Raw genomic sequence first — 20811 nt, 5'->3', positions numbered from 1 at the left:
TGCGGATGTTCCTCCGGTAAGGATCTGCCGTGCGTAGGGGAATGTGTGACGGTCGGTCACACGCGGCTGCGGATCGTCCGGTTGGTTCCGGTGGTGCTCCCGCCGCCGTTGGCGCCGCCGGTGGCGGCGTCCTTGGTGCGGTTGGTGCGGTGGTGCAGGGTCAGCAGGCCGACGGCGAGGGCGGCGGCGATTCCGGCGAGGGTGAGCCCGGCCCGGATGCCGGCGACCTCGGTGGCCCCGTACAGGGTGGCCGCGGTGCCCAGCGCGGGGCCGAGCGCGAAGCCGAGGCTGCGGGCCAGCTGGACGGCCGAGCCCGCGGTGGCGAGTTGGTCCGGCGGGGCGGAGGTCATCACCAGGGCCTGGACCGGGCCGCCGTTGAGGCCCATGCCGACGCCGGCGACCGCGAGCCGCCAGGCGATGTCGGCCGGGGACCAGTCGGTGTCGACCGGGACGAGCAGCAGCAGGCCGAAGGCGGTCACGGCGGCGCCGGTCAGCGCCGTCGGACGGGCGCCCCAGCGGTCCGCGAGCCGACCGCCGAACCGGCCGGCCACCACCATGCCGAGCGGGAACGCCAGCATGGTGAGCGCGGTACTGGTGGCGCTCTCGCCGTCGTCCCGGCGCAGGTACTGGGCGAGCAGGTAGTGGTTGGCGGCGAAGCCGGCGGCGAGCGCCAGCACCGAGCCGTTCACGGCGGCGGTGCCGGAGGCACGCAGCACGCCGGCGACCGGCCGCCCGCCGGGGCGGCGCAGCCAGAACAGCACCAGCGGCACGGAGGGCAGCGTGAGCAGCAGCCAGAGCGGCGCGTCCGGGGCGAGGGTGAGGCCGAGCAGCACGGCGGCGACCGCCGAGCCGATCAGCGCGGCGTCGCCGAGCGAGCCGCGGTCGGGCAGCCGCAGCCGTCCGCCGCCGCGCGGGGCGTCCCGGCGGGCGATCAGCCAGGCGGCGAGGCAGATCGGCAGCTTGACGAGGAAGATCGCCCGCCAGCCGACGTGGTCCAGCAGCAGGCCGCCGATGACCGGGCCGGTGACGGCGCCGAGCGGGCCGAGGGTGGCGGGCACGCTCATCGCGCGGCCGCGCAGCTCGGGGCGGACGGCGGTGGCCGCGAGGACCGGCATCAGCACGAACAGCACGGCGCCGAAGGCCCCTTGGGCGAGGCGGGCGGCGATCAGCCAGCTCGCCCAGGGCGCGACGGCGGCCAGCGCGCTGCAGAGCGCGAAGCAGCCGACCGACAGCAGCAGGGCGGCGCGCAGGCCGACCTGGTCCAGCCAGCGACCGGCGGGCAGCAACAGGGCCACCAGCGGGAGCTGGTAGCCGAGTACGGCCCACTGGGCGGTGGTGGGGGAGACGTCGAGGGCGTCCGCGATGTCGGTGAGCGCGAGGTTGACGACGTTCATGTCGAGCATCGCGACGAAGGAGATCAGGCCCGCGGCGAAGACCAGGCTCCACCGGTCCTCCGCCCGGACCGGGCTGTCACCCGGCGTACCGGTGGCGGGCGACTGCTGCGCTGCCATGGGTCATCCCTCCGTTCCCCCGTACTGTCCGGACACCACCTCGGCGGCGGCGTCCGGTACAGCAGTCGGAGGCACCGGCGCTCCAGTTCCGAACAGGTGGGGGATTTTTGTGGCTTGGCCGGAACATGACCACTGTGGCCGATCTTGCTCGCCCGGGGGTGGGGGTGGGGATCGGCGACTGACAGCTGACGGATGACAGATAACAGATAACAGCTGACGGATAACAGATTCTGTCATCTGTCATCCGTCAGCTGTCAGTCGTCCGATCCCACCGGCCCCGGCGACTACCGCCTACCGGGCCGGCCGCCTCAGCAGGCGGCCGCCAGTTCGGCGGAGGCGCCCGGCAGCGGCTCGCCGGCCTCCGCGGCCCGCAGGCGGGCGATCAGTTCCTCGCGCGCCCGGGCCACCCGGGAGCGGACGGTGCCGACCGGGCAGCCGGCCACCTCGGCGGCTTCGGCGTAGCTCAGCCCGACCACCTGGGTGAGCACGAAGGCCTCGCGCCGTTGCGCGGGTACCCGGTCCAGCAGGTCGCCGAGTGCCACGCCGTCCTCGAAGCCCGCGGCGGGTGCGGTGCCCTGCCGCTCGGCGGCCTCCTGCCAGTCCGGCAGCGCGGCGCAGCGCGGCCGGGCGGCGGCGGTGCGGTAGCGGTCTATGACGGTCCGGCGGGCGATCGACAGCAGCCAGGTGCGCGCGGAGGAGCGGCCGGCGAACCCGGGCAGGCTGCGCAGGGCGCGCAGGAAGGTCTCCTGAGCGAGGTCGTCGGCGGACTGCACGTCGGTGAGGTGGGCGACGAACCGCCACACGTCCCGCTGGGTGGCCCGGACGAACGCCTCGACATCGGCGGACCGCCCCTCGCGGGCGGCCAGGGCGAGGGTGGTCAGCTGCTCGTCATCCATGGCGGCCTCCCACCCGGACGATCCCGCCTCGGCGGAGGTACGGGACGATGGTCATATGAGATGTGAGCAACTTCGTACCGCTCTGTCCGCCCGCCTCGACGGCGAGCCGGCCGGTGTGCCGGACCGTCGACTGGACAAGCACGTCGCGCGCTGCGCGACCTGCCGGGACTGGCTGGAGCGGGCGGAGCGGCTGCGCGGACCGCTGCTCGCGGACCGGGCCGGCGGCGACCCGTCGGCGGACTGGACGGCGAAGCTCCTCGCGCGCCTCGGCACGGAGCCGGACGGCGAGGTCGAGGGCCGCCCCGGACAGGGGGACGGCGGGCGGACGAGGTAGGACGGTGGCGCCGGACAAGGCCGGTGCGCCGTCGAAGTCAGGCATGGAGGGGTCCTGAGGGCAGACGGTGGTGGCGGTCCCGCAGCGGGCGGAACCGTCGGCGTCGGTGGGCGTCCGCGCGTCCGGAGCCCCGGCCGGCGGAGCGGCGGGACGGTCGGCGCGCACGGGCCCGGGCCCGGCCGCACGGGCGGCGTCCGTTGGTACCGGCGGCACCCCGCTCCCGGACCGACCGGCCGTCCGCGGCGGCCCACGGCCGCCCCGGCGGAAGGTGCGGGACGCGGTGGCGCGCGGTCGGTCGGAGGTCGTCCGGGGACGGGCGGCGGTACCCGGCGGCGCGGCTTGCGGCGCGGGGCGACCTGCCCACCGCGAGGCGGACACCGGCGGTGTCCGGGAGGGGCGGTGGGCGCGTCAGCGGGCGAACGCGGGACAGGGTGGCCCGCGCCGGACGAGGGCGTGCGAGAGCAGCACCAGCCGCGGCAGCCGGGTCCGGCGACCGACGGGTCTTGGCGAGCCCGGCGGACGGTACCCGGCGGGGCGGCCGAACAGCGCGAGCATCGGCGCCAGCAGCGCCCCGGCCAGCACCGCGCCCAGCGCGCCGAGCAGTTCGAACAGTCGCGCCAGCGCCGTCTCGCCGCGCCACAGCAGCAGCGCACAGGCCAGCGCGGCGAGCACATGGGCGGTGATCATGCCGGTCGACATGCCGTGCGCGGCCATGTCGTGGCCGCTCATTCCGTGCCCGGTGACGCTCTGTCCTGTGACGCTCTGACCGGTGACGCCCTGTCCGGTGACGCCCTGTCCGGTGACGCCCTGACCCGTGACGCCCTGACCGGACGGGGACGGGAGGGTCTGGGCGACCGCCGCGCCGTGCACGTGGTGCGTGGGAGCGGCCACCGGGGCGCCAGCCGGCGGGACGTCCGGATCCAGTCCGGCCATCAGCGCCAGGTCGTCCGGCGTCACCCCGACGGGCGTCCCGTCCGGATTGCAGAGTAGTAGCGAGGCCCAGTCCGGCGGCGGCGTGCGGCTCGCGCCGCCACCGCCGACCAGCGTGCCCGCCTGTTCGAACGTCAGGTGCAGCGCCGTCTGCGCGGCCACCATCCAGACGCTGATCACCGCGAGCCCGCGCCGACTCCCGGCCAGCAGCCAGGTGACGCCGAGGGTGAGGCCGAACGCGCCCGCCAGGACGGGCGCCGAAACCCCGGAACCGGACATGGCGACGTGCGCCGTGGCGGCCAGCGCCACGCAGAGCGCGGCGAAGACCACGGCGCGCAGCGAGCGGATCCGGTCGGTCATCACGATGACACTCATCGTCGCACCCGCCTCCGCCGACCAGTACCGCACCCTCCGGTATTGGCCGGTTCCGCCCCTGTGACGGCGGGTCCGACCGCCCCCGACGCGGCCTGGCGAGGCGGGCCGTTCGGGCACTGACCCCGTCCGGGGCGGGTGGGAACGGTGGTGCGGGAGGGGAGTCGCGCGGTGGCCGGATCCCGACGCTGCGGGCGGGGGTGACGGACCGACCGGCGCCCGACTGGTCCCGGAAGATGCTATTCATGCCGTCATATCGGTTTGACAGCTTCCTTCCGATACGCACTGAATGTGACCTCGCACACACGGGATCGACAGGGACGGGAGACCCGGGATGGGCACCACCGCATCCGAAGCCGGCGCGGCCACGGCGGACGCGACCACGGCGGACCGGAGCACGACCGACGCGACCACGGCGGACCGGAGCACGACCGACGCGACCACGGCGGACGGGACCACGGCGGGCGCGATCACGGCCGACGGGGCCGCCGCCGACGGAGCCGCCGCCCGCCTCCCCGGCGGTGTCGACCTCGCCGACCCGGCCTTCTGGCAGCTGCCCGCGCCGGCCCGCTCGGCCGCCTTCGCCGAGCTCCGCCGCCTCCCCGCCCCCGCCCGCTTCGGCAACGCCCCTGGTCGGCGGGCCGGTCAGGGCTTCCACGCCCTCGTCCGGCACGCCGACGTCGTCGAGGCCAGCCGCACCCCCGACGTGTTCCTCAGCGGACCGGGCGTCACCACCCCCGAACCCGCCCGCTGGGTGCGCCTCCTGTTCGGCGACTCGATGGTGAACCTGGACGACCCCCGGCACGCCCAGCTCCGCCGGATCGTCTCCCGCGCCTTCACCCCGCGCCTGCTCTCCCGGGTGGAGGAGGACATCCGCCGGGTCGCCACCGAACTGGTCGACCGGGTCGAGCGGGAACGGCCCCGGGACTTCGTCAACGCGGTGGCCGCCGAACTCCCCTTCCGGGTGATCTGCGACATGATGGGCATCCCGGAGGAGCCCCGCCGCGCCATCCTCGACCAGGTCAACCACGCCTCCGAGCACACCGGCGTCGCCCGCCCGCTGCGCGCCCGCATCCGGATGCCCGGCCGCGGACTGCTGGCCCTGGCCCGGATGCAGGGCATGGTCGCCGAGCTCGGCCGCGAACGCCGCCGCCGGCCCGCCGACGACCTGATCTCCGCGCTCGTCACCGCCGACGTCGACGGACGGCGCCTCACCGGCCGGGAACTCGGCGCCTTCTTCTCCCTGCTGCTCGTCGCCGGCGTGGAGACCACCCGCAACGCCCTCGCGCACGGCCTCCACCTGCTCACCGCCCACCCCGAGCAGCGCGCCCTGCTCCTCGGCGACCTCGACCGGCACCTCGGCGGCGCGGTCGACGAGATCGTCCGACACTCCACGCCGATCATCCAGTTCCGCCGCACCCTGGCCGTCGACCACCGGCTCGGCGGTCCGGACGGCCCGCTGCTGCGGGCGGGCGAGAAGGTGGTGCTCTACTACGGCTCCGCCAACCGCGACGAGAGCGTGTTCACCGACCCCGAGGCCTTCGACATCACCCGCACCCCCAATCCCCACCTCGGCTTCGGCGGGGGCGGGCCGCACTACTGCCTCGGCGCGCACCTCGCCCGGCAGGAGATGAAGGTGCTGTACCGGGAGCTGTTCACCCGGCTCCCCGAGGCCCGGTCGGTCGGCGAGCCGGACCTCGCACCGTCCAGCTTCGACCACCGGATCCGCGCGCTCCCGTTCACCTTCTGACCCCGCGCCGTCCGGCGCCGAGCCTTCCGACCCCGTACGATCCGACCCTGCACTTTCCGACCCGCTCACGCGGGCTCGGACGGCTCCCAGACCGCGTGGTCGTGCGCGAACAGCACCCGGCGCGGCGCGAACTCCGCCAGCCGGTCCAGCCAGGCCGGGAACCCGGGCAGCGGAGCGCCGACCACCCCCTCCCGGGCCGCCCGCCGGGCCAGCACCGCCGCGCTGTACGCGGAGGCGACGTCGTACGCCTGCCCGGCCAGCACGGTGGAGCCGTCCGGCCCGCCCACCACCAGCGACTGGTGTCCGGCGGTGTGCCCGGGCGTCGGCACCACCCGCACGCCCGGCCAGATCTCCGCCTCCCCGTCCAGCTCCCGGTAGTGGGCGCCCGGGAAGTCGACCAGGGAGTCGATCGTGTAGTCGCCCGCCCGGGCCGCCGCCAGCTCCACCGCCTGCACCCAGACCGGCACCCCGGCCAGCAGCGGGTTCCCGCCGCAGTGGTCGAAGTGCAGATGGCAGGTGACGACCGCGTCGATGTCACCCGGCGTCACGCCCGCGGCCGCCAGGGCCGCCGTCAGCGGGCGCCGGACCGGCCGGTAGTACGCGTCCACCTCCGGATCGCCCTCGCCGAGGCCGGTGTCGAACAGCAGCAGCCCCTCCGGGCGGCGCACCAGGTACGCCAGTACCGGCTCCACCCGCGGCTCCGGGCCGCCGGCCTCCGCGGCGGGGCGGACGAAGTAGCCGAGATCCAGCCGCCGGATCGCGGTGGGCCGGCCGGGTGAAGGTGTGGTCATGCGGCGCTCCCGAGGTCATGGTGGCCGCCGTGCCGGGCGGGGCCGCGGTGGCGGACGTCACTGCGCCTACCCACGGCGCGGAGCAGAATGCGGACATGACCGACCGTTCGCTCCCCGCGTACCCGCCCGCCTCCGCCTCGGCCCCGGCCCCGACTTCGGCCTCCGGCCCCGCCGACGGACCCACCGCCGACGCCTGGCACGCGCTCGGCGGGTCGGCCGCGCTGCTGGAGCGGGTCTCCTTCCACGGCCCCGACGCGGTGCTGCCCTCCCGGCTGCCCGTGCGGCGGCTGGCCCGGGCCACCGTCGCCGCCTGCTCGCTGGCCGCCGCCGAACTCGCCGCGCTGCGCTCCGGCGGCCCCGTGCCCGAGGTCCGGATCGACCAGGGCGCGGTCGCCACGGCCTTCGTCAGCGAACGCCACCTGCGGATCGACGGCCGGGCCCCGGTCAACTTCGCGCCGCTCTCCGGCTTCTGGCAGACCGCCGACGGCTGGCTGCGCACCCACGCCAACTACGCCCACCACCGGGACCGCCTGCTCACCGCGCTCGACCTGCCCGCCGACACCGGGCCCGAACGGCTCGCCGCCGTGCTCCGGGAACGGCCGGCCGCGGTCGTCCAGGAGCGCGCGTACGCGGCGGGGGCGCTCGCGGTCGCCGTCGCGCCCGCCCGGGACCTCGCCCTGCCGCTCGTCGAGATCCGGACCGTCGACGAGGCCGCACCCCGCCCACTGGACCCCACCCGGCTGTCCACCGAGCCGCCCGCCGAGCCGCCCGCCGCCGGGCTCCGCGTGCTGGACCTCACCCGGGTGATCGCCGGACCGGTCGCCACCCGCACCCTCGCCCTGCTCGGCGCCGACGTGCTGCGGATCGACTCCCCCCGCCTCCCCGAGGCCGAGGACGCCCACGCCGACACCGGTTTCGGCAAGCGCTCCACCCGCCTCGACCTCGCCGAACCCACCGACCGGGCCGTCTTCGAGGACCTGCTCGCCACCGCCGACGTCGTCGTCACCGCCTACCGCCCCGGCGCCCTGGACGCGTACGGACTCGCCCCCGACGCCCTGATCGCCCGCCGCCCGGGCCTGATCGTGGCCCAGTTGAACGCCTGGGGCTGGACCGGCCCCTGGGCCGGGCGGCGCGGCTTCGACAGCCTGGTCCAGGCGGGGTGCGGCATCGCCGCGATCGAGTCCGGTGCCGACGGCCGCCCCGGCGTCCTCCCCGCCCAGGCGCTCGACCACGGCACCGGTTACCTGATCGCGGCCGGCGTCCTGCGCGCCCTCACCGAGCAGCGCACCGGCCGCCCCGGGGCCCGCCACCTGCGCTACTCCCTCGCCGGCACCGCCGCCTGGCTGATGCAGGGCATCGCCCCCACCGCCGACCCGCACGTCCTGCCGAACGACGAGCCGTACGACCCCGCCCGGTGGATCACCGAGACCGCCGCGCCGGACTACGGACGGCTCCGGTACGCCCGGCCGCCCGTCGGGTACGCGGGCGCCCCGGCGGACTGGTCGCGGCCGCCGGGGCACTGGGGCACGGACGCCCCGGCCTGGCGCTGACGGGCGGCCCCCGCCGGGGGACCGCGCCGCGTCAGACGCCGGACGGGATCTGCTTCGCCGAACTGCGCACCTGGAAGGCCGTCACGATCTCGATCAGCCCGAGGAAGAGCAGCCAGCACCCGGCCAGGACCGTCAGCGCTTTGATCGAGCCGACCGGCCAGACCATCAGCAGCACACCGGCCAGGGTGTTCGCCGCACCCGCGAAGGCCTGCCAGCCGCGGGCCGGCATCGTCTCGTCCGAGATCGCGGCGACCAGCTGCGTGATGCCGCGGAACAGCCAGCCGATGCCGATCCAGATCGCCAGCAGCAGCAGCGACTGCACCGCGCTGCGGAAGCACAGCAGGCCGAGCAGCACGCAGATGGCCCCGCTGATGAAGGCCAGCACCCGCATCGCGGTGGTGGCGTGGGTGCCGAACGCGGCGACCAGCTGGACGATGCCGATGACCAGCAGATAGAGGCCGAACAGCACGCCGACCACCATCAGCGTCTGCTTCGGCCAGACGAACACGACGATCCCGAGCGCGAGCGAGACCAGCCCGGCGAGCAGCAGCACTTGCCAGGCGGCCCTGGCGAGCATCCCTAGCGGACCTCGGACCGGGGAACCGTCGGGAGTGATGATCGGGGAGACCACGGGGCATCCTCCTGGGGTGCGGGCAGCCTGGGGTACGGGCAGCGGACGGCGTTCCTCACGATCACCGCCCGCGCCGGACCGCGCTCGCGGGGCGCACCCGTTCGGGCGATCGAACGGGTTTTCCCCCGGGGTTGCCCGAACGCCACCTCACCCTCACCCGCCGTCGATAAGATCTGTCGATATGACTTCTGAAGGGTGGGGGACCCCTCCGGTCGAGCCGATCAGCCAGCACTACATCGTCTGCGGCGGCAACGCGCTCGCCCACCGCCTCGTGCTCGAACTCGTCGAACACTACGAAGTGCCGGTCGTCGTCCTCGTCCCGGACCGCACCCGCGACCACGCGCCCCGGATCGAGCAGCTGGACGGCGTCGCCGCCGTCGTCGAGTACAGCAGCGTCACCGAGGAGGCGCTGCGGGCCGTCCGGGTGGAGACCGCGCGCGGCATCGCCCTCGTCGAGGGCAGCGACCAGGAGAACATCCACGCCGCGCTCTCCGCCCAGGGCCACAATCCCGGCATCCGCATCGTGCTGCGGATGTTCAACCAGCGGCTCGGCTCCAACATCGAACGGCTGCTCAGGAACGGCACCGCGCTGTCCGGCTCCGCCACCGCCGCCCCGGCCTTCGCCGACGCCGCGCTGTCCCGGCCCAACTCCGTCCAGGTCGGCGACCGCTTCCTGCACATCGCCTACGACGACGACATCGCCGCCGACCGGATCTGCGTCGTCGCCGACCGGATCGACCGCCAGGACCTCGGCCGGATCCGCCTGCTGCCCGAACAGGAGGGCGACTCCGCCTCCTTCGTCCGGCTGGCCGGCGAGTTCGGCGACGGCGGGCCGATCCGCTCCGGCGCCGAGGCCCGCCGTGCCACCGAACCCGCTGAACCCGCCGAACCCGCTCCCGCCGGCGCCAACGGCATCGCCGCCCTCCAGGCCCTGCGCAGCGAACCCGCCGTCCGGATCCCCTGGCGGCAACGGCTGCGCTGGCGGCTCCTCGACACCCTGCGCTACTTCACCAGCGCCCGGCTCCGCGTGGTGCTGATCACCGCCCTGGCCGCGGTGCTGTTCTCGTTCGGCGTGCTCTGGTACCTCAACGGGGACTTCGCCTGGACGTTCTACACCTCCCTGCTCGACCTCGCCGGCGCCGCCCAGCCCGACCAGCCCGGCACGGGCGACAACGGCACCGGCGGCACCTGGCAGCGCGTCGCCCAGGTGGTCATCACCTTCTGCGGCATCACCTTCGCCCCGGTCGCCACCGCCATCATGGTCGAGGTGCTGGCCTCCGGCCGCCGCGGCCAGCACCGGACCCCCGGCGCCGGCACCCGCGACCACGTCGTCGTGGTCGGCCTCGGCAACGTCGGCACCCGCGTGGTCGCCCAACTGCACGACCTCGGCGTCCCGGTGGTCGGCCTGGAGAGCGACCCCCAGGCCCGCGGCATCTCCGCCGTCCGCGCACTCGGCGTCCCCGTCGTCGTCGACGACGGACCCCTCGCCGAACAACTGCGCCGCGCCCGCCTCAAACACAGCCGCGCCGTCGTCGCCGTCAGCGGCGACGACGCCACCAACCTGGAGGCGGCCCTGGAGGCCCGCGCCGTCCGACCCGACGTCCGCGTGGTGCTGCGCCTCTTCGACGACTCCTTCGCGAGCCACGTCTACGCCACCCTCGACAACGTCGCCTCCCGCTCCACCTCCTACCTCGCCGCCCCGGCCTTCGCCGCCGCCCTGATGGGCCGCGAGGTGCTCGGCACCCTCTCGGTCTTCCGCCACGTCCTCCTGATCGCCGAACTCCCCGCCGACCTGGGCAGCGGCCTGATCGGCCTCACCCGCCACGACCTGGAAGACCCCGGCGGCGTCCGCGTCCTAGCCGTCCGCCTGGCCCGCACCCCCCACCTCCACCACTGGAACTACGCCGACCGCACCCGCCCCCTCGAACCCGGCGACCGCGTAGTGGTAGCCACCACCCGCAGCGGCCTCGCCCGCCTCAACACGGCGCTCACAGATAACAGCTGACGGCTGACGGATGGCCGTGCTCAGGCCCTCGGGGTCCTGGCCGTGACGATCAGCGTTCCGATGTGCCCCTCGGTCGGGGCGTCGAGGACCGCCGCGTCCGCCGATTCGAATCCGCTCCGCAGGAGCAGGCCGACCCACCTGCGGGGTGTGTAGGAGTAGCGGTACGTGTACAGCGCCCTCCCGGCGAATCCGCCCTTGTACATGCCCTGCGGACCGTAGGCGCCGGGGATGGCGGGGGGCTGTGAGAAGGCCAGGATGCCGCCGGGGTTCAGGTGGGAGGCGATGAGGGGGAGCAGCTTCAGCGGGTCCGTGAACCAGACCGCTCCGAACACCGAGTAGACCGCGTCCCATGTCTCGTCAGTGCTGCGCAGGTAGTCCAGGACCTCGGCGCAGTGGATCTGGACGCCGGAGGGCCCGCAGCGCTCGGTGACCTTCTCGACCATGATGGGCGAGAGGTCCACGCCTGTGGTCTTCACGCCCCGCTCGGCCAGCGTGGCCAGCGCGCGGCCGGTGCCGCACCCGATCTCCAGCGCGCTGGCCGGTGACCCGAGTAGTTCGGGGCCGGGCCCGTGGTCGGCGTACTGGGTCCAGCGGAAGACGGGCCCGGCGTCGAACACGTCGTCCTTGATTCCGGCCGCGTACGTGTCCCAGAGTTCGCGCTCGGATTCGATGTCGTGCTGTGCAGGCAACGGACTTCCTTGGAGATGAGTCGACAGGCGGGTGCACCTGCCCCGAGGCGCGGGGCAGGAGCACCCGGTTGTCCGATCAGTGACTGTCGGGGACCTTGGAGTCGCACGGGGAACAGTCGGCCCCGTCGATGGCCCACAGCTCCTCGTCGGCGTCGAACCCGTTGCCGCGCAGGAACTCGGCGGTGCGGATGACGATGCCGTCGCCACGCCGCTGGATCAGCGGGGCGTGGTGCTTGTACCGACCGGCGTTGTACGCCTCGCAGATGGCGAAGTACACCGGCGTGTCCAGCAGGAGCTGGTGTACCCCGATGTCCACGACCTTGCCGACACCCAAGTGCACCTCCGGGTGTTCCATGGCGGTGATCGTGTACGCGATGGCGTTGTCCAGGATCCGCTCCGCCATGTTGCGGACCATGGTGTTGTCACGGAGCAGGAGTGCGATCTCCCGGTCGTACAGGTCGCCGGTGCTACCGGGGCCCTCGAACACGTTGTACGTCAGCTCCTTGACGTACGGCCGAACCGCATTGAGGAGCGCGCGGGGGTCACGGAACTCGGTCTCCGCAGGCGCTTCCAGCGCAACGGTCATGGTTCGTCCCTCTCTCTTCGTCGGCGCACTGCCTTGCATGACCAGCCGAGGTGGCGGGTACGTGATAGACCGTAGAAACCCCCACGCAGTGGGCTCAATGAACTTGCGCCTTATTGCGGAGCATCACTCGATCGAGGCAATTGCTGCGGCGACCAACGCCCTGGCTTTCGCCCCGTACACGGCCATTTCGGACAGTCCGGCGAAGGCCCGCATGTAGTCCGTGATCTCTCTGGGCTGGAGCACGGTGACTTTCGCCGTCAGGGTCTCCACGACCACCCGTTGATCGTCGAACAGGTAGAAGGCTTCGAGCGGCCAGACGGCGCGGGGGCATCCGGCGGGGATGATCCCGATGGCGACGGACGGCAGCGACATCAAGGTGATCAGGTGGCGGAGCTGAGCGGCCATGTCCTCGGGGCTTCCGATCCTGGTGCGCAGCACCCACTCCTCGATCAGAACCACGAACCTGTGCGCCCCCGTGTACATGAGCTGTGCTCGCGCCAGACGCGCCGGTACAGCCGCCGCGACGTCGTTCGGAGTGCCCTGGAAGTCCGTGATGGACTGCATGAGCGCCGTCGCGTACTCGGCGGTTTGGAAGAAGCCGGGGAGCACGTTCGAGACGTAGATCCGGAAGAGCCTTGTGTGCTCGTAGTCACCGATGACCTTCTCTTGGGCGAGCCTCAAGCCGGAGCTGTTCCGGCGCCTCCATTCCTGGTACATCGAGTCGGCGGCCCGCGATGCCGCGATCAGGTCGGGGATCCGGTCGCTGGCCCCGCAGACAGTGCACCAGACCCTGATGTCGTCCTCCGACGCGGCGGACCTGCCTGACTGGATACGGGAGGTCTTGGCCGGGTGCCAATCACACAGGGCGGACAGCTCGGCCCCGCTGAGACCGGCGTCCTTGCGGATCTCGACCAGCCGGCCGGCGATAGCCTTCCGAACCGCGGCAACGCTTGACGAAGGCGACGATGGCATGTGTTGTCCCACTGACTGGCCGGGGCGTGACTCAGACCTTGAAGTCGCCGTGGGGTACCGCGCGTTCCCACACCGCCTCGAAAGCCTTTGCGCAGAGCTCCACGGTCGCCGGCTCCTCCGTCATCACGTTCCGGAGATCAGCCCACTCGCCATCGCCGGTGAACAGGTTGAACCGCACGATCCGGCTGTCGAACAACCAGAAGTCGGCCCCCGGCAGCGCGAGGTCCAGCGTCCGGCTCCGGGGAAGCCATCGGATCTGCTCACCGGCCGCGATGTTGGTGAAGGTGTGGGAGTGCTCGTAGCGGATGTACTCGGTGACGGGCTCCGACACGATGCGGGCGCGCCGGATGGTCACGCCACGGGCAATGGTCTCCACCACGAAATCATGGAACGGGTGCCACCACTCGGCCCGGTCGTCCATGGAGTACCGGTGCCCAGCCTTCCATGCGGCGAACTGGTCGGCCTCGTCGGTGACGCTGTACTGATCACGCATCTCCAGATGCACGGCCGACTCGGCCCCGGTGACGGTGTCGCCCTGGAACACCAGCCGACGCCGATCCACGTCCACCCAGACGGTGGGTGAGCCTTCCTCGTTGGTCTCAGGATCGATTCCGTGGAACTCCAGACCCATGGCACTCATCCTTCCGCACACTTCGCGCATTCATGTGCTCGGAGTTGACGCGACCACCAGCATCAGACGTCCAGGGCTGCTTTGTCAGGCGTTTCGTCCGTCGGCGACCCGCTGGCTCGGCGATCTGGGCCGCGTACGGGGTGTCGGTGGCGGCAGCCTTCCATGTCGATTCCGCCGTCCTGGTGCCGATCAACCATGTCCGCTGAGCGGCGCCCGTGCCGGCGGCACGGGCGGCGTACCGAAATCGTCCGGGGTCTACCGGTGGTGGGATTGAGGAGCCGGAGGCCCCTTCGTCGGAGGGACGAAAGGGCCCACCCGAGCCGGGTCAGCGGTGCTTGAACTCCGCCGGGCGCTTTTCGGCGAAGGCGGTCATGCCTTCCTTCTGGTCGGCGGTGGCGAAGGCGGCGTGGAAGAGGCGGCGTTCGAAGCGGACGCCCTCGGCGAGGGTGGTTTCGAAGGCGCGGTTGACCGCCTCCTTCAGCATGATGCTCGCCGGGGCGGACATCTCGGCGACCTTCTCGGCGGTGGCGAGAGCCTCGGCGAGGAGCTGGTCGGCCGGGACGATGCGGGACACCAGGCCGGCCCGCTCGGCCTCCTCGGCGCCCATCATCCGGCCGGTCAGGCACAGCTCCATCGCCTTGGCCTTGCCGACCGCGCGGGTGAGCCGCTGTGAGCCGCCGATGCCCGGGATCACGCCGAGCTTGATCTCCGGCTGGCCGAACTTCGCGGTGTCCGCCGCGAGGAGGATGTCGCAGAGCATCGCCAGCTCGCAGCCGCCGCCCAGCGCGAAGCCGGCCACCGCCGCGACGACCGGCTTGCGCAGCTCGCCGAGCCGGTCCCACGGGCCGAGCCAGTCGTCCAGGTAGACGTCCGGGAAGCGGTTGCCCTGCATCTCCTTGATGTCCGCGCCCGCCGCGAACGCCTTCTCCGAGCCGGTGATCACCAGACAGCCGATCTCCGGGTCCCGGTCGAACGCGGTGGCAGCGGCCACGACCTCGTTCATCAGCGTGGTGTTGAGCGCGTTGAGCGCCTTCGGCCGGTTGAGCGTGATCAGCCCGACCCGGCCCTTGCGCTCGACCAGGATCGTCTCGTACGTCTTGGTCTCGGTCTCGGTCATCGCCGTTGACTCCCATTCCACTGCTCGGCCCCGCTCGGGGCGCGAAAGGACCACCCAACGATCTCCGAACCGGCCCGCCTCGCGCCAGTCTCGATCCGCGAGACGGTCGTCACCCGATGATCGGGCCACCCGGTCACCCGATCCGCAGGTCGCCGTCGGCCGGCGGCTCGAAGAAGGCGGCCACCGTCCGCTCGTCCACCTCGGCGAGCGTCGCCGGCGACCAGCGCGGGTCGCGGTCCTTGTCGACCACCTGGGCGCGGATGCCCTCGACCAGGTCGTGATGGGCGAGCGCGGCGCAGGAGACCCGGTACTCCTGCTCCAGGCTCTGCGCGAGCGAGCCGTGCGCCCGGGCCCGGCGCAGCGCGCTCAGCGTCACCTTGAGCATCGTCGGCGAGCGCTCGGCGAGCTCCTCGGTGGCCTGCTTGGCCTCCGGGACGCCACTGGCCCGCAGCCGGGCCACGATCTCCTCCACGCTGTCGGCCGCGTAGCAGGCGTCGATCCACTCGCGCTGCTCGGCGAGCGGCGCGGCCGGGGCGGGCTCCGCGTACCGGGCGACCACCTCCGCCACCGGCGGGCCGTCGAGGTCGGCCAGCAGCTCCGGCAGCCTCGCCGAGGGCACGAAGTGGTCGGCGAACCCGCACAGCAGCGCGTCGCCAGGGGTCATCGAGGACGCGGTCAGCCCCAGGTGGGTGCCCAACTCGCCCGGCGCACGCGACAGCAGCCGGCTGCCGCCGACGTCCGGCACCAGGCCGATCCGGGTCTCCGGCAGGGCCACCACCGAACGCTCGGTGACGATCCGCACCGAACCGTGGGCGGAGACGCCGACGCCGCCGCCCATGGTGATGCCGTCCATCACCGCCACGTACGGCTTCGGGTAGCGCGAGATCAGCTCGTTCAGCCGGTACTCGTCGCGGAGGAACGCCCGCGTCCCGGCCCCGCCCGTCTTGGCGTCGTCGTGGAACGCCCGGATGTCGCCGCCCGCGCACAGCCCGCGCTCCCCGGCACCGGTCAGCACCACGACCCGCACCGCGTCGTCCCCGGCCCAGGCGTCCAGGGCCGCCCGGACGTCCAGGATCATGCCGTGCGTCAGCGAGTTGAGCGCCCGCGGCCGGTCGAGCACGATCCGCCCCACCCCGCCGTCCCGCCGGACCCGCACCTCGTCGCCCATCGTCCCCACTCCCGTCCGTCGGTCGACCGGCCCGTGCGGTCAAGATCCGTCCCGCCACCGTACCTTCGGGGCCGGGCCGTTCCGCAAGCACGGAGGGCGGCACCGGTCATCGCCGGTGCCGCCCTCCGTGGTGCCTGTAGCGCCGATGGGGCCCGGCGGGTCAGGGGGTGATGCGGCCGGTGACCTCGCCGAGGCCGATGACGGTGCCGTCCGGGCCGGGGGCGGTGGCGGTGATGGTGACCTCGTCGCCGTCCTCCAGGAAGGTGCGGGTCGAGCCGTCGGGGAGCTTGAGCGGGTTCTCGCCGTTCCAGGTCAGCTCGATCAGGGCGCCGCGGGTCTCCGGCTCCGGTCCGCTGACGGTGCCGGAGGCGAAGAGGTCGCCGGTGCGCAGCGAGGCGCCGTTGACCGTCATGTGGGCGAGCTGCTGGGCGGCCGTCCAGTACATCGAGGCGAACGGCGGGCGGGAGACCGGGTGGCCGTTCAGCCGGACCTCCAGGGCGAGGTCCAGGCCCCACGGCTCCTCGCCCGAGCGGTCGTCCAGGTAGGGGAGCGGCTCGACGTCGCGGGCCGGCGGGGCGACCCGGGCGTGCTCCAGGGCGTCCAGCGGCACGATCCACGGCGAGACGGAGGTGGCGAAGGACTTGCCCAGGAACGGGCCGAGCGGCACGTACTCCCAGGCCTGGATGTCCCGCGCGGACCAGTCGTTGACCAGGCAGACGCCGAAGACGTGCTCGCGGAAGCCGGCCAGGGTGACCGGCGTGCCCATCGTGCTGGGCGTGCCGACGACGAAGCCGACCTCGGCCTCGATGTCCAGCCGGCGGGTCGGCCCGAAGGACGGCGCGGCGTCGGTCGGCGCCTTGCGCTGCCCCTGCGGACGGCTCACCGGGGTGCCGGAGACCACCACGGTGCCGGAGCGGCCGTGGTAACCGATCGGCAGGTGCTTCCAGTTGGGCGTCAGCGGCTCCGTGCCGGGGCGGAACATCTTCCCCAGGTTGGTGGCGTGGTGCTCGGAGGCGTAGAAGTCGACGTAGTCGGCCACCTCGAACGGCAGGTGCAGCTCCACCTCGGCGAGCGGCAGCAGCAGCGGCGCGAGCGCGTCCCGGTAGGACTCCTCGGTCAGCCAGCGGGTGAGCGAGGCGCGGACCTCGGTCCACACCGGACGGCCCGCCGCCAGCAGGGGGTTGAGCGAGTCCGCGTCGAGCAGCACGGACGGCGCCCCGGCGGCCCGGGCGGCGGCGCCCGCGTCGAGGACGGAGTCGCCGATCCGCACGCCGATCCGCCGTCGCCCCGGCCGGTCGGCCGCCGTGAAGACGCCGTACGGCAGGTTGTGCACGCCGAACGGCGAGTCGTTCGCAGGGGCGAGCCAGCTGCGGGGGGTGGTCAACGGTCCTCCTGGGGCTTCGGATCGGGCGTCGGGTCGGGCGACAGATCGGGCGTCGGGTCGGGCGTCGGGTCGGGCGTCGGATCGGGGCTACAGCAGGCCGAGGGCGGCCAGGTCGTCCAGGGGTTCGGCGATGCTACAGGTGCCGAACGCGGTGAACGAGTTGCGGATCACCGTCACCTGACGATCCGTCAGCGCTCGGACGGCCTCGGCGAGCGCCGCGCCGGAACGCTCGGCCAGCACCTCGGCCGCCGCCTTCGGATCGGTCTCCGCAGCCGCCAGCAGGACGTTCAGGAAGCCGTGGTGCTCGAAGCCGGTCACCGGGTCGGTGTGCCGGACGGCGTGGTGCAGCCCGGCGGTGCACTTGTACGGCAGACCGCGCTGCGCGCACCCGGTGAGGAAGCCGGCCAGCTCCGCCTCGTCCGGGAAGGCGTCGGCGACCACGCCGCCGGTGCGGAACTTGGCCCGGTACGGGCTGTCGACCAGGGCGTCCAGCACCTCGTCCAGGCCGTCGCCGCGGAGCAGTTCGCGCGGCAGCTCGACGGCGGCGGGGACGTCCGGCGGCAGCAGCAGGTCGAGCGCGGCGACGGCCTCGCCGACGTCCCGGGTGGCCAGTTCGACACCGGCCACCTCGAACGGCGCGGCGGCGGTCAGGGCCGGGCCGAGTTCGGTGCTGCCCCCCGGCAGCACGAGCCCGACCCGGAGTCGAGGTCCGGTGGCCGCCTCCACCGCGGTCGCCAACTCGGCCAGCCGGCCCGCTCCGCAGAGGAGGGGGCCGACGGCGTCGGCGTACCAGGCGGCCCGGTGCGCGCGGTGTGCGGGCACGGCTTCGGCGACCGGCAGGTTCCCGGGCGGGAACACCGCCGCGTCGTCGAACAGGCCCCGGAACAGCTCGGGGACGGTTACCCGGGTCGAGGCGGGGGAGTCGGGTGTGGTGCTCACGACTGCGGCCCCCGGCCGGACCACGTCCAGGCGTAGTCGGAGTCCTCGCTCGCCCGGCCGCCCTCGCCCAGCTCCAGCGGACGGAAGGTGTCCACCATCACCGCGAGCTCGTCGAAGAACTCCGCGCCGATCGACCGCTCGTACGCGCCCGGCTGCGGGCCGTGGGTGTGGCCGCCCGGGTGCAGCGAGATCGAACCCTGGCCGATGCCCGAGCCCTTGCGCGCCGCGTAGTCGCCCCCGCAGTAGAACATGACCTCGTCGCTGTCCACGTTGGAGTGGTAGTAGGGCACCGGGATCGACAGCGGGTGGTAATCGACCTTGCGGGGTACGAAGTTGCAGATCACGAACCCGTTGCCCTCGAACACCTGGTGGGCCGGCGGCGGTTGGTGGATCCGCCCGGTGATCGGCTCGTAGTCCCGGACGTTGAACGCGTACGGGTACAGGCAGCCGTCCCAGCCGACCACGTCGAACGGGTGGTGCGGCACGGTGTACCGGGTGCCCGAAACACCGTTCGGGCCGCGGTGCTTGACCAGGATGTCGACGTCGCCGGCGTCGTCCACCAGCAGCGGGCCGACCGGGGCGCGCAGGTCCCGCTCGCAGTACGGCGCGTGCTCCAGCAGCTGCCCGTACTTGGAGAGGAAGCGCTTGACCGGGGTGATGTGGCTGTTCGCCTCGATGCAGTAGGCGCGCAGCGGCTCGTCGCCGGTCGGCACCCAGCGGTGGGTGGTCGCCCGGGGGATGATCACGTAGTCGCCCTGACCGACCTCCAGTGTGCCGAACACCGTCTCCAGGGTGCCGGTGCCGGACTCCACGTACACGCACTCGTCGCCGAGCCCGTTGCGGTACAGCTCGCTCGGGGCCCCGGCGGCGACGTAGGAGATCCGCACGTCGCCGTTGCCGAGGACGAGCCGGCGGCTGCTGACGACGTCCGCGGCCTTCCACTCCTGGCCCGCGAACAGCTCGTGCAGCTTGAGGTGGCGGGGGAGCAGGGGATGGTTGGCCACCGTCGACTGGTCGGGCAGCTCCCACGGCACCGCGTTCACGACGGCCGAGGGGATGCCCCGGTGGTAGAGCAGCGAGGAGTCCGAGGAGAACCCCTCCTCGCCCATCAACTCCTCGTAGTACAGCCCGCCTTCGGGTGTGCGGTGCTGCGTGTGACGCTTGGGCGGGATGCTGCCCAGCTGCCGGTAGTACGCCATCGTCCCTGCTCCTCCCGGGCCCTTTCCGAGGCCCAGACCTTCTGTACGGCTCCAGCCTCTCGTACGGCTCCAGCCTTCTCAGAGGTTGCCGCGGGCGTCCTGCTCGCGCTCGATGGCCTCGAAGAGCGCCTTGAAGTTGCCCTTCCCGAAGCCCAGCGAACCATGCCGCTCGATGAACTCGTAGAAGACGGTGGGGCGGTCGCCGATCGGCTTGGTGAAGATCTGCAGCAGGTAGCCGTCCTCGTCGCGGTCGACCAGGATGCCGCGCTTCTTCAGCTCCTCGATCGGCACCCGGACCTTGCCGATCCGCTCGCGCAGCTCGGGGTCGTCGTAGTACGAGTCGGGGGTGTTGAGGAACTCGACGCCGCGGGCCCGCAGCACGTCGACGGTGGTGAGGATGTCGTTGGTGGCCAGCGCCATGTGCTGGCAGCCCGGGCCGGTGTAGAACTCCAGGTACTCGTCGATCTGCGACTTCTTCTTGGCGATCGCCGGCTCGTTGAGCGGGAACTTCACCCGGTGGTTGCCGCTGGCGACCACCTTGGACATCAGCGCGGAGTAGTCGGTGGCGATGTCGTCGCCCACGAACTCGGCCATGTTCACGAAGCCCATGACCTTGTTGTAGAAGGTGACCCACTCGTCCATCTTGCCGAGCTCGACGTTGCCGACCGCGTGGTCCAGGGCCTGGAACAGCCGGCGCGGCGAACCCTCCGGGTGCTTCACCCGGCTCTCGGCGACGATGTAGCCCGGCAGGTACGGCCCGGTGTAGCGGGAGCGGTCGACCAGGGTGTGGCGCGTCTCGCCGTAGGTGGCGATCGCGGCCCGGCGGACGGTGCCGTGCTCGTCGGAGACGTCGTTCGGCTCCTCCAGGATGGTGGCACCCTGGGCGCGGGCGTGCTCGATGCACTTGTCGACGTCCGGCACCTCCATCGCCAGGTCGACGACGCCGTCGCCGTGGCGGCGGTGGTGGTCCAGCAGCGGGCTGTCCGGGGCGACGCCGCCCTTGATCACGAAGCGGCAGGAGCCGGAGCGCAGCACATAGGCCTTGCGGTCGCGGCGGCCGGTCTCCGGGCCGGAGTAGGCGACCAGCTCCATGCCGAAGACGACCTGGTAGAACTGGGCCGTCTGAGTGGCGTTGCCGACCACGAACACGACCGCGTCCTGCGCGGTGACCGGGAACGGGTCGCTGGCGGGGTCGTGCTCGACGAGGCCGACGAGGCGGCGCAGCTGCTCGGCGTCGAGACCGGCCTCGCGCTCCTCGGGGGTCAGCTCAAGGGCGGGGGACTGCGGGGTCATCGGTCGTTCCTCCACATTGAGGCCTCGGCGTCGAGGCATCCGCTGGTGGCATCCGCTGGTGGC

The 20811-nt window shown here is 73.0% G+C and carries 19 protein-coding genes; 4 read left to right on the top strand and 15 right to left on the bottom strand.

Annotated features, from left to right (window positions below):
- Positions 1-56 precede the first annotated feature (56 nt).
- Both ACFP3U_RS04370 and ACFP3U_RS04365 read right to left on the bottom strand, forming a co-directional pair.
- Positions 57-1511 (bottom strand): MFS transporter, encoded by a 1455-nt coding sequence (locus ACFP3U_RS04370; RefSeq protein ID WP_380223818.1) that lies wholly within the window; start codon positions 1509-1511, stop codon positions 57-59.
- Positions 1512-1819: 308 nt separating this feature from the next.
- Positions 1820-2407: a sigma-70 family RNA polymerase sigma factor gene (locus tag ACFP3U_RS04365; RefSeq protein ID WP_380223817.1), complete on the bottom strand. Its 588-nt coding sequence runs from the start codon at positions 2405-2407 to the stop codon at positions 1820-1822.
- 55 nt (positions 2408-2462) lie between these two features.
- Between ACFP3U_RS04365 and ACFP3U_RS04360 the strand changes: the two genes are divergently transcribed.
- On the top strand, positions 2463-2741 hold the full coding sequence (locus ACFP3U_RS04360; protein ID WP_380223816.1) for a zf-HC2 domain-containing protein: 279 nt from the start codon (positions 2463-2465) through the stop codon (positions 2739-2741).
- A 408-nt stretch (positions 2742-3149) separates the two neighbouring features.
- On the opposite strand, the gene ACFP3U_RS04355 is transcribed toward ACFP3U_RS04360, so the two are convergent.
- Positions 3150-4046 carry a hypothetical protein gene (locus ACFP3U_RS04355; protein ID WP_380223815.1) on the bottom strand — a complete coding sequence of 299 codons (897 nt, stop codon included), beginning with the start codon at positions 4044-4046 and terminating at the stop codon, positions 3150-3152.
- Positions 4047-4512: 466 nt separating this feature from the next.
- Between ACFP3U_RS04355 and ACFP3U_RS04350 the strand changes: the two genes are divergently transcribed.
- Positions 4513-5793 carry a cytochrome P450 gene (locus tag ACFP3U_RS04350; protein ID WP_380223957.1) on the top strand — a complete coding sequence of 427 codons (1281 nt, stop codon included), beginning with the start codon at positions 4513-4515 and terminating at the stop codon, positions 5791-5793.
- Between the two features lie 65 nt (positions 5794-5858).
- Here the strand turns inward: ACFP3U_RS04350 and ACFP3U_RS04345 are convergent, their stop codons facing one another.
- Positions 5859-6584: an N-acyl homoserine lactonase family protein gene (locus ACFP3U_RS04345; RefSeq protein ID WP_380223813.1), complete on the bottom strand. Its 726-nt coding sequence runs from the start codon at positions 6582-6584 to the stop codon at positions 5859-5861.
- Positions 6585-6679: 95 nt separating this feature from the next.
- Here ACFP3U_RS04345 and ACFP3U_RS04340 point away from each other — a divergent pair, with 95 nt between their 5' ends.
- Positions 6680-8134, top strand: a complete 1455-nt coding sequence (locus ACFP3U_RS04340; protein WP_380223811.1) for a CoA transferase — start codon at positions 6680-6682, stop codon at positions 8132-8134.
- 31 nt (positions 8135-8165) lie between these two features.
- Here ACFP3U_RS04340 and ACFP3U_RS04335 read toward each other — a convergent pair whose 3' ends face one another.
- Positions 8166-8711: an HdeD family acid-resistance protein gene (locus ACFP3U_RS04335; RefSeq protein WP_380223810.1), complete on the bottom strand. Its 546-nt coding sequence runs from the start codon at positions 8709-8711 to the stop codon at positions 8166-8168.
- A 235-nt stretch (positions 8712-8946) separates the two neighbouring features.
- Here ACFP3U_RS04335 and ACFP3U_RS04330 point away from each other — a divergent pair, with 235 nt between their 5' ends.
- Positions 8947-10770 carry an NAD-binding protein gene (locus tag ACFP3U_RS04330; RefSeq protein WP_380223809.1) on the top strand — a complete coding sequence of 608 codons (1824 nt, stop codon included), beginning with the start codon at positions 8947-8949 and terminating at the stop codon, positions 10768-10770.
- A 20-nt stretch (positions 10771-10790) separates the two neighbouring features.
- Here ACFP3U_RS04330 and ACFP3U_RS04325 read toward each other — a convergent pair whose 3' ends face one another.
- The 10 genes from ACFP3U_RS04325 to hppD all read right to left on the bottom strand — a co-directional run bounded on the left by ACFP3U_RS04325 (position 10791) and on the right by hppD (position 20748).
- A complete protein-coding gene (locus tag ACFP3U_RS04325; RefSeq protein ID WP_380223808.1) occupies positions 10791-11459 on the bottom strand; it encodes a class I SAM-dependent methyltransferase in 669 nt (222 codons plus the stop codon).
- 76 nt (positions 11460-11535) lie between these two features.
- A complete protein-coding gene (locus ACFP3U_RS04320; protein ID WP_380223806.1) occupies positions 11536-12045 on the bottom strand; it encodes a hypothetical protein in 510 nt (169 codons plus the stop codon).
- Positions 12046-12168: 123 nt separating this feature from the next.
- Positions 12169-13017 (bottom strand): helix-turn-helix domain-containing protein, encoded by an 849-nt coding sequence (locus tag ACFP3U_RS04315; RefSeq protein ID WP_380223805.1) that lies wholly within the window; start codon positions 13015-13017, stop codon positions 12169-12171.
- 31 nt (positions 13018-13048) lie between these two features.
- On the bottom strand, positions 13049-13648 hold the full coding sequence (locus tag ACFP3U_RS04310; RefSeq protein WP_380223804.1) for a DUF6879 family protein: 600 nt from the start codon (positions 13646-13648) through the stop codon (positions 13049-13051).
- 325 nt (positions 13649-13973) lie between these two features.
- Positions 13974-14765: an enoyl-CoA hydratase gene (locus ACFP3U_RS04305; RefSeq protein ID WP_380223803.1), complete on the bottom strand. Its 792-nt coding sequence runs from the start codon at positions 14763-14765 to the stop codon at positions 13974-13976.
- Positions 14766-14898: 133 nt separating this feature from the next.
- Complete coding sequence (locus ACFP3U_RS04300; RefSeq protein ID WP_380223802.1) at positions 14899-15933, bottom strand: enoyl-CoA hydratase/isomerase family protein; 1035 nt, start codon at positions 15931-15933, stop codon at positions 14899-14901.
- A gap of 160 nt (positions 15934-16093) precedes the next feature.
- Entirely contained in the window at positions 16094-17317 is a 1224-nt protein-coding gene (gene fahA / locus ACFP3U_RS04295) for a fumarylacetoacetase (RefSeq protein ID WP_380223801.1), read from the bottom strand.
- A gap of 87 nt (positions 17318-17404) precedes the next feature.
- Positions 17405-18256 carry a hypothetical protein gene (locus ACFP3U_RS04290; RefSeq protein ID WP_380223799.1) on the bottom strand — a complete coding sequence of 284 codons (852 nt, stop codon included), beginning with the start codon at positions 18254-18256 and terminating at the stop codon, positions 17405-17407.
- Positions 18253-19455 carry a homogentisate 1,2-dioxygenase gene (locus ACFP3U_RS04285; RefSeq protein WP_380223798.1) on the bottom strand — a complete coding sequence of 401 codons (1203 nt, stop codon included), beginning with the start codon at positions 19453-19455 and terminating at the stop codon, positions 18253-18255. Before ACFP3U_RS04285 ends, ACFP3U_RS04290 begins: the two co-directional genes overlap by 4 nt.
- 78 nt (positions 19456-19533) lie before the next feature.
- The gene (gene hppD, locus ACFP3U_RS04280) at positions 19534-20748 is read right to left on the bottom strand and encodes a 4-hydroxyphenylpyruvate dioxygenase (protein ID WP_380223797.1); all 1215 of its coding nucleotides are present in this window, start codon (positions 20746-20748) and stop codon (positions 19534-19536) included.
- Positions 20749-20811 lie beyond the last annotated feature (63 nt).

Source organism: Kitasatospora misakiensis (genome assembly GCF_042656005.1).
Taxonomy (GTDB): domain Bacteria; phylum Actinomycetota; class Actinomycetes; order Streptomycetales; family Streptomycetaceae; genus Kitasatospora; species Kitasatospora misakiensis.
The sequence above is the reverse complement of the archived record's forward strand: the minus strand, read 5'-3'. Positions and strand labels throughout refer to the sequence as shown.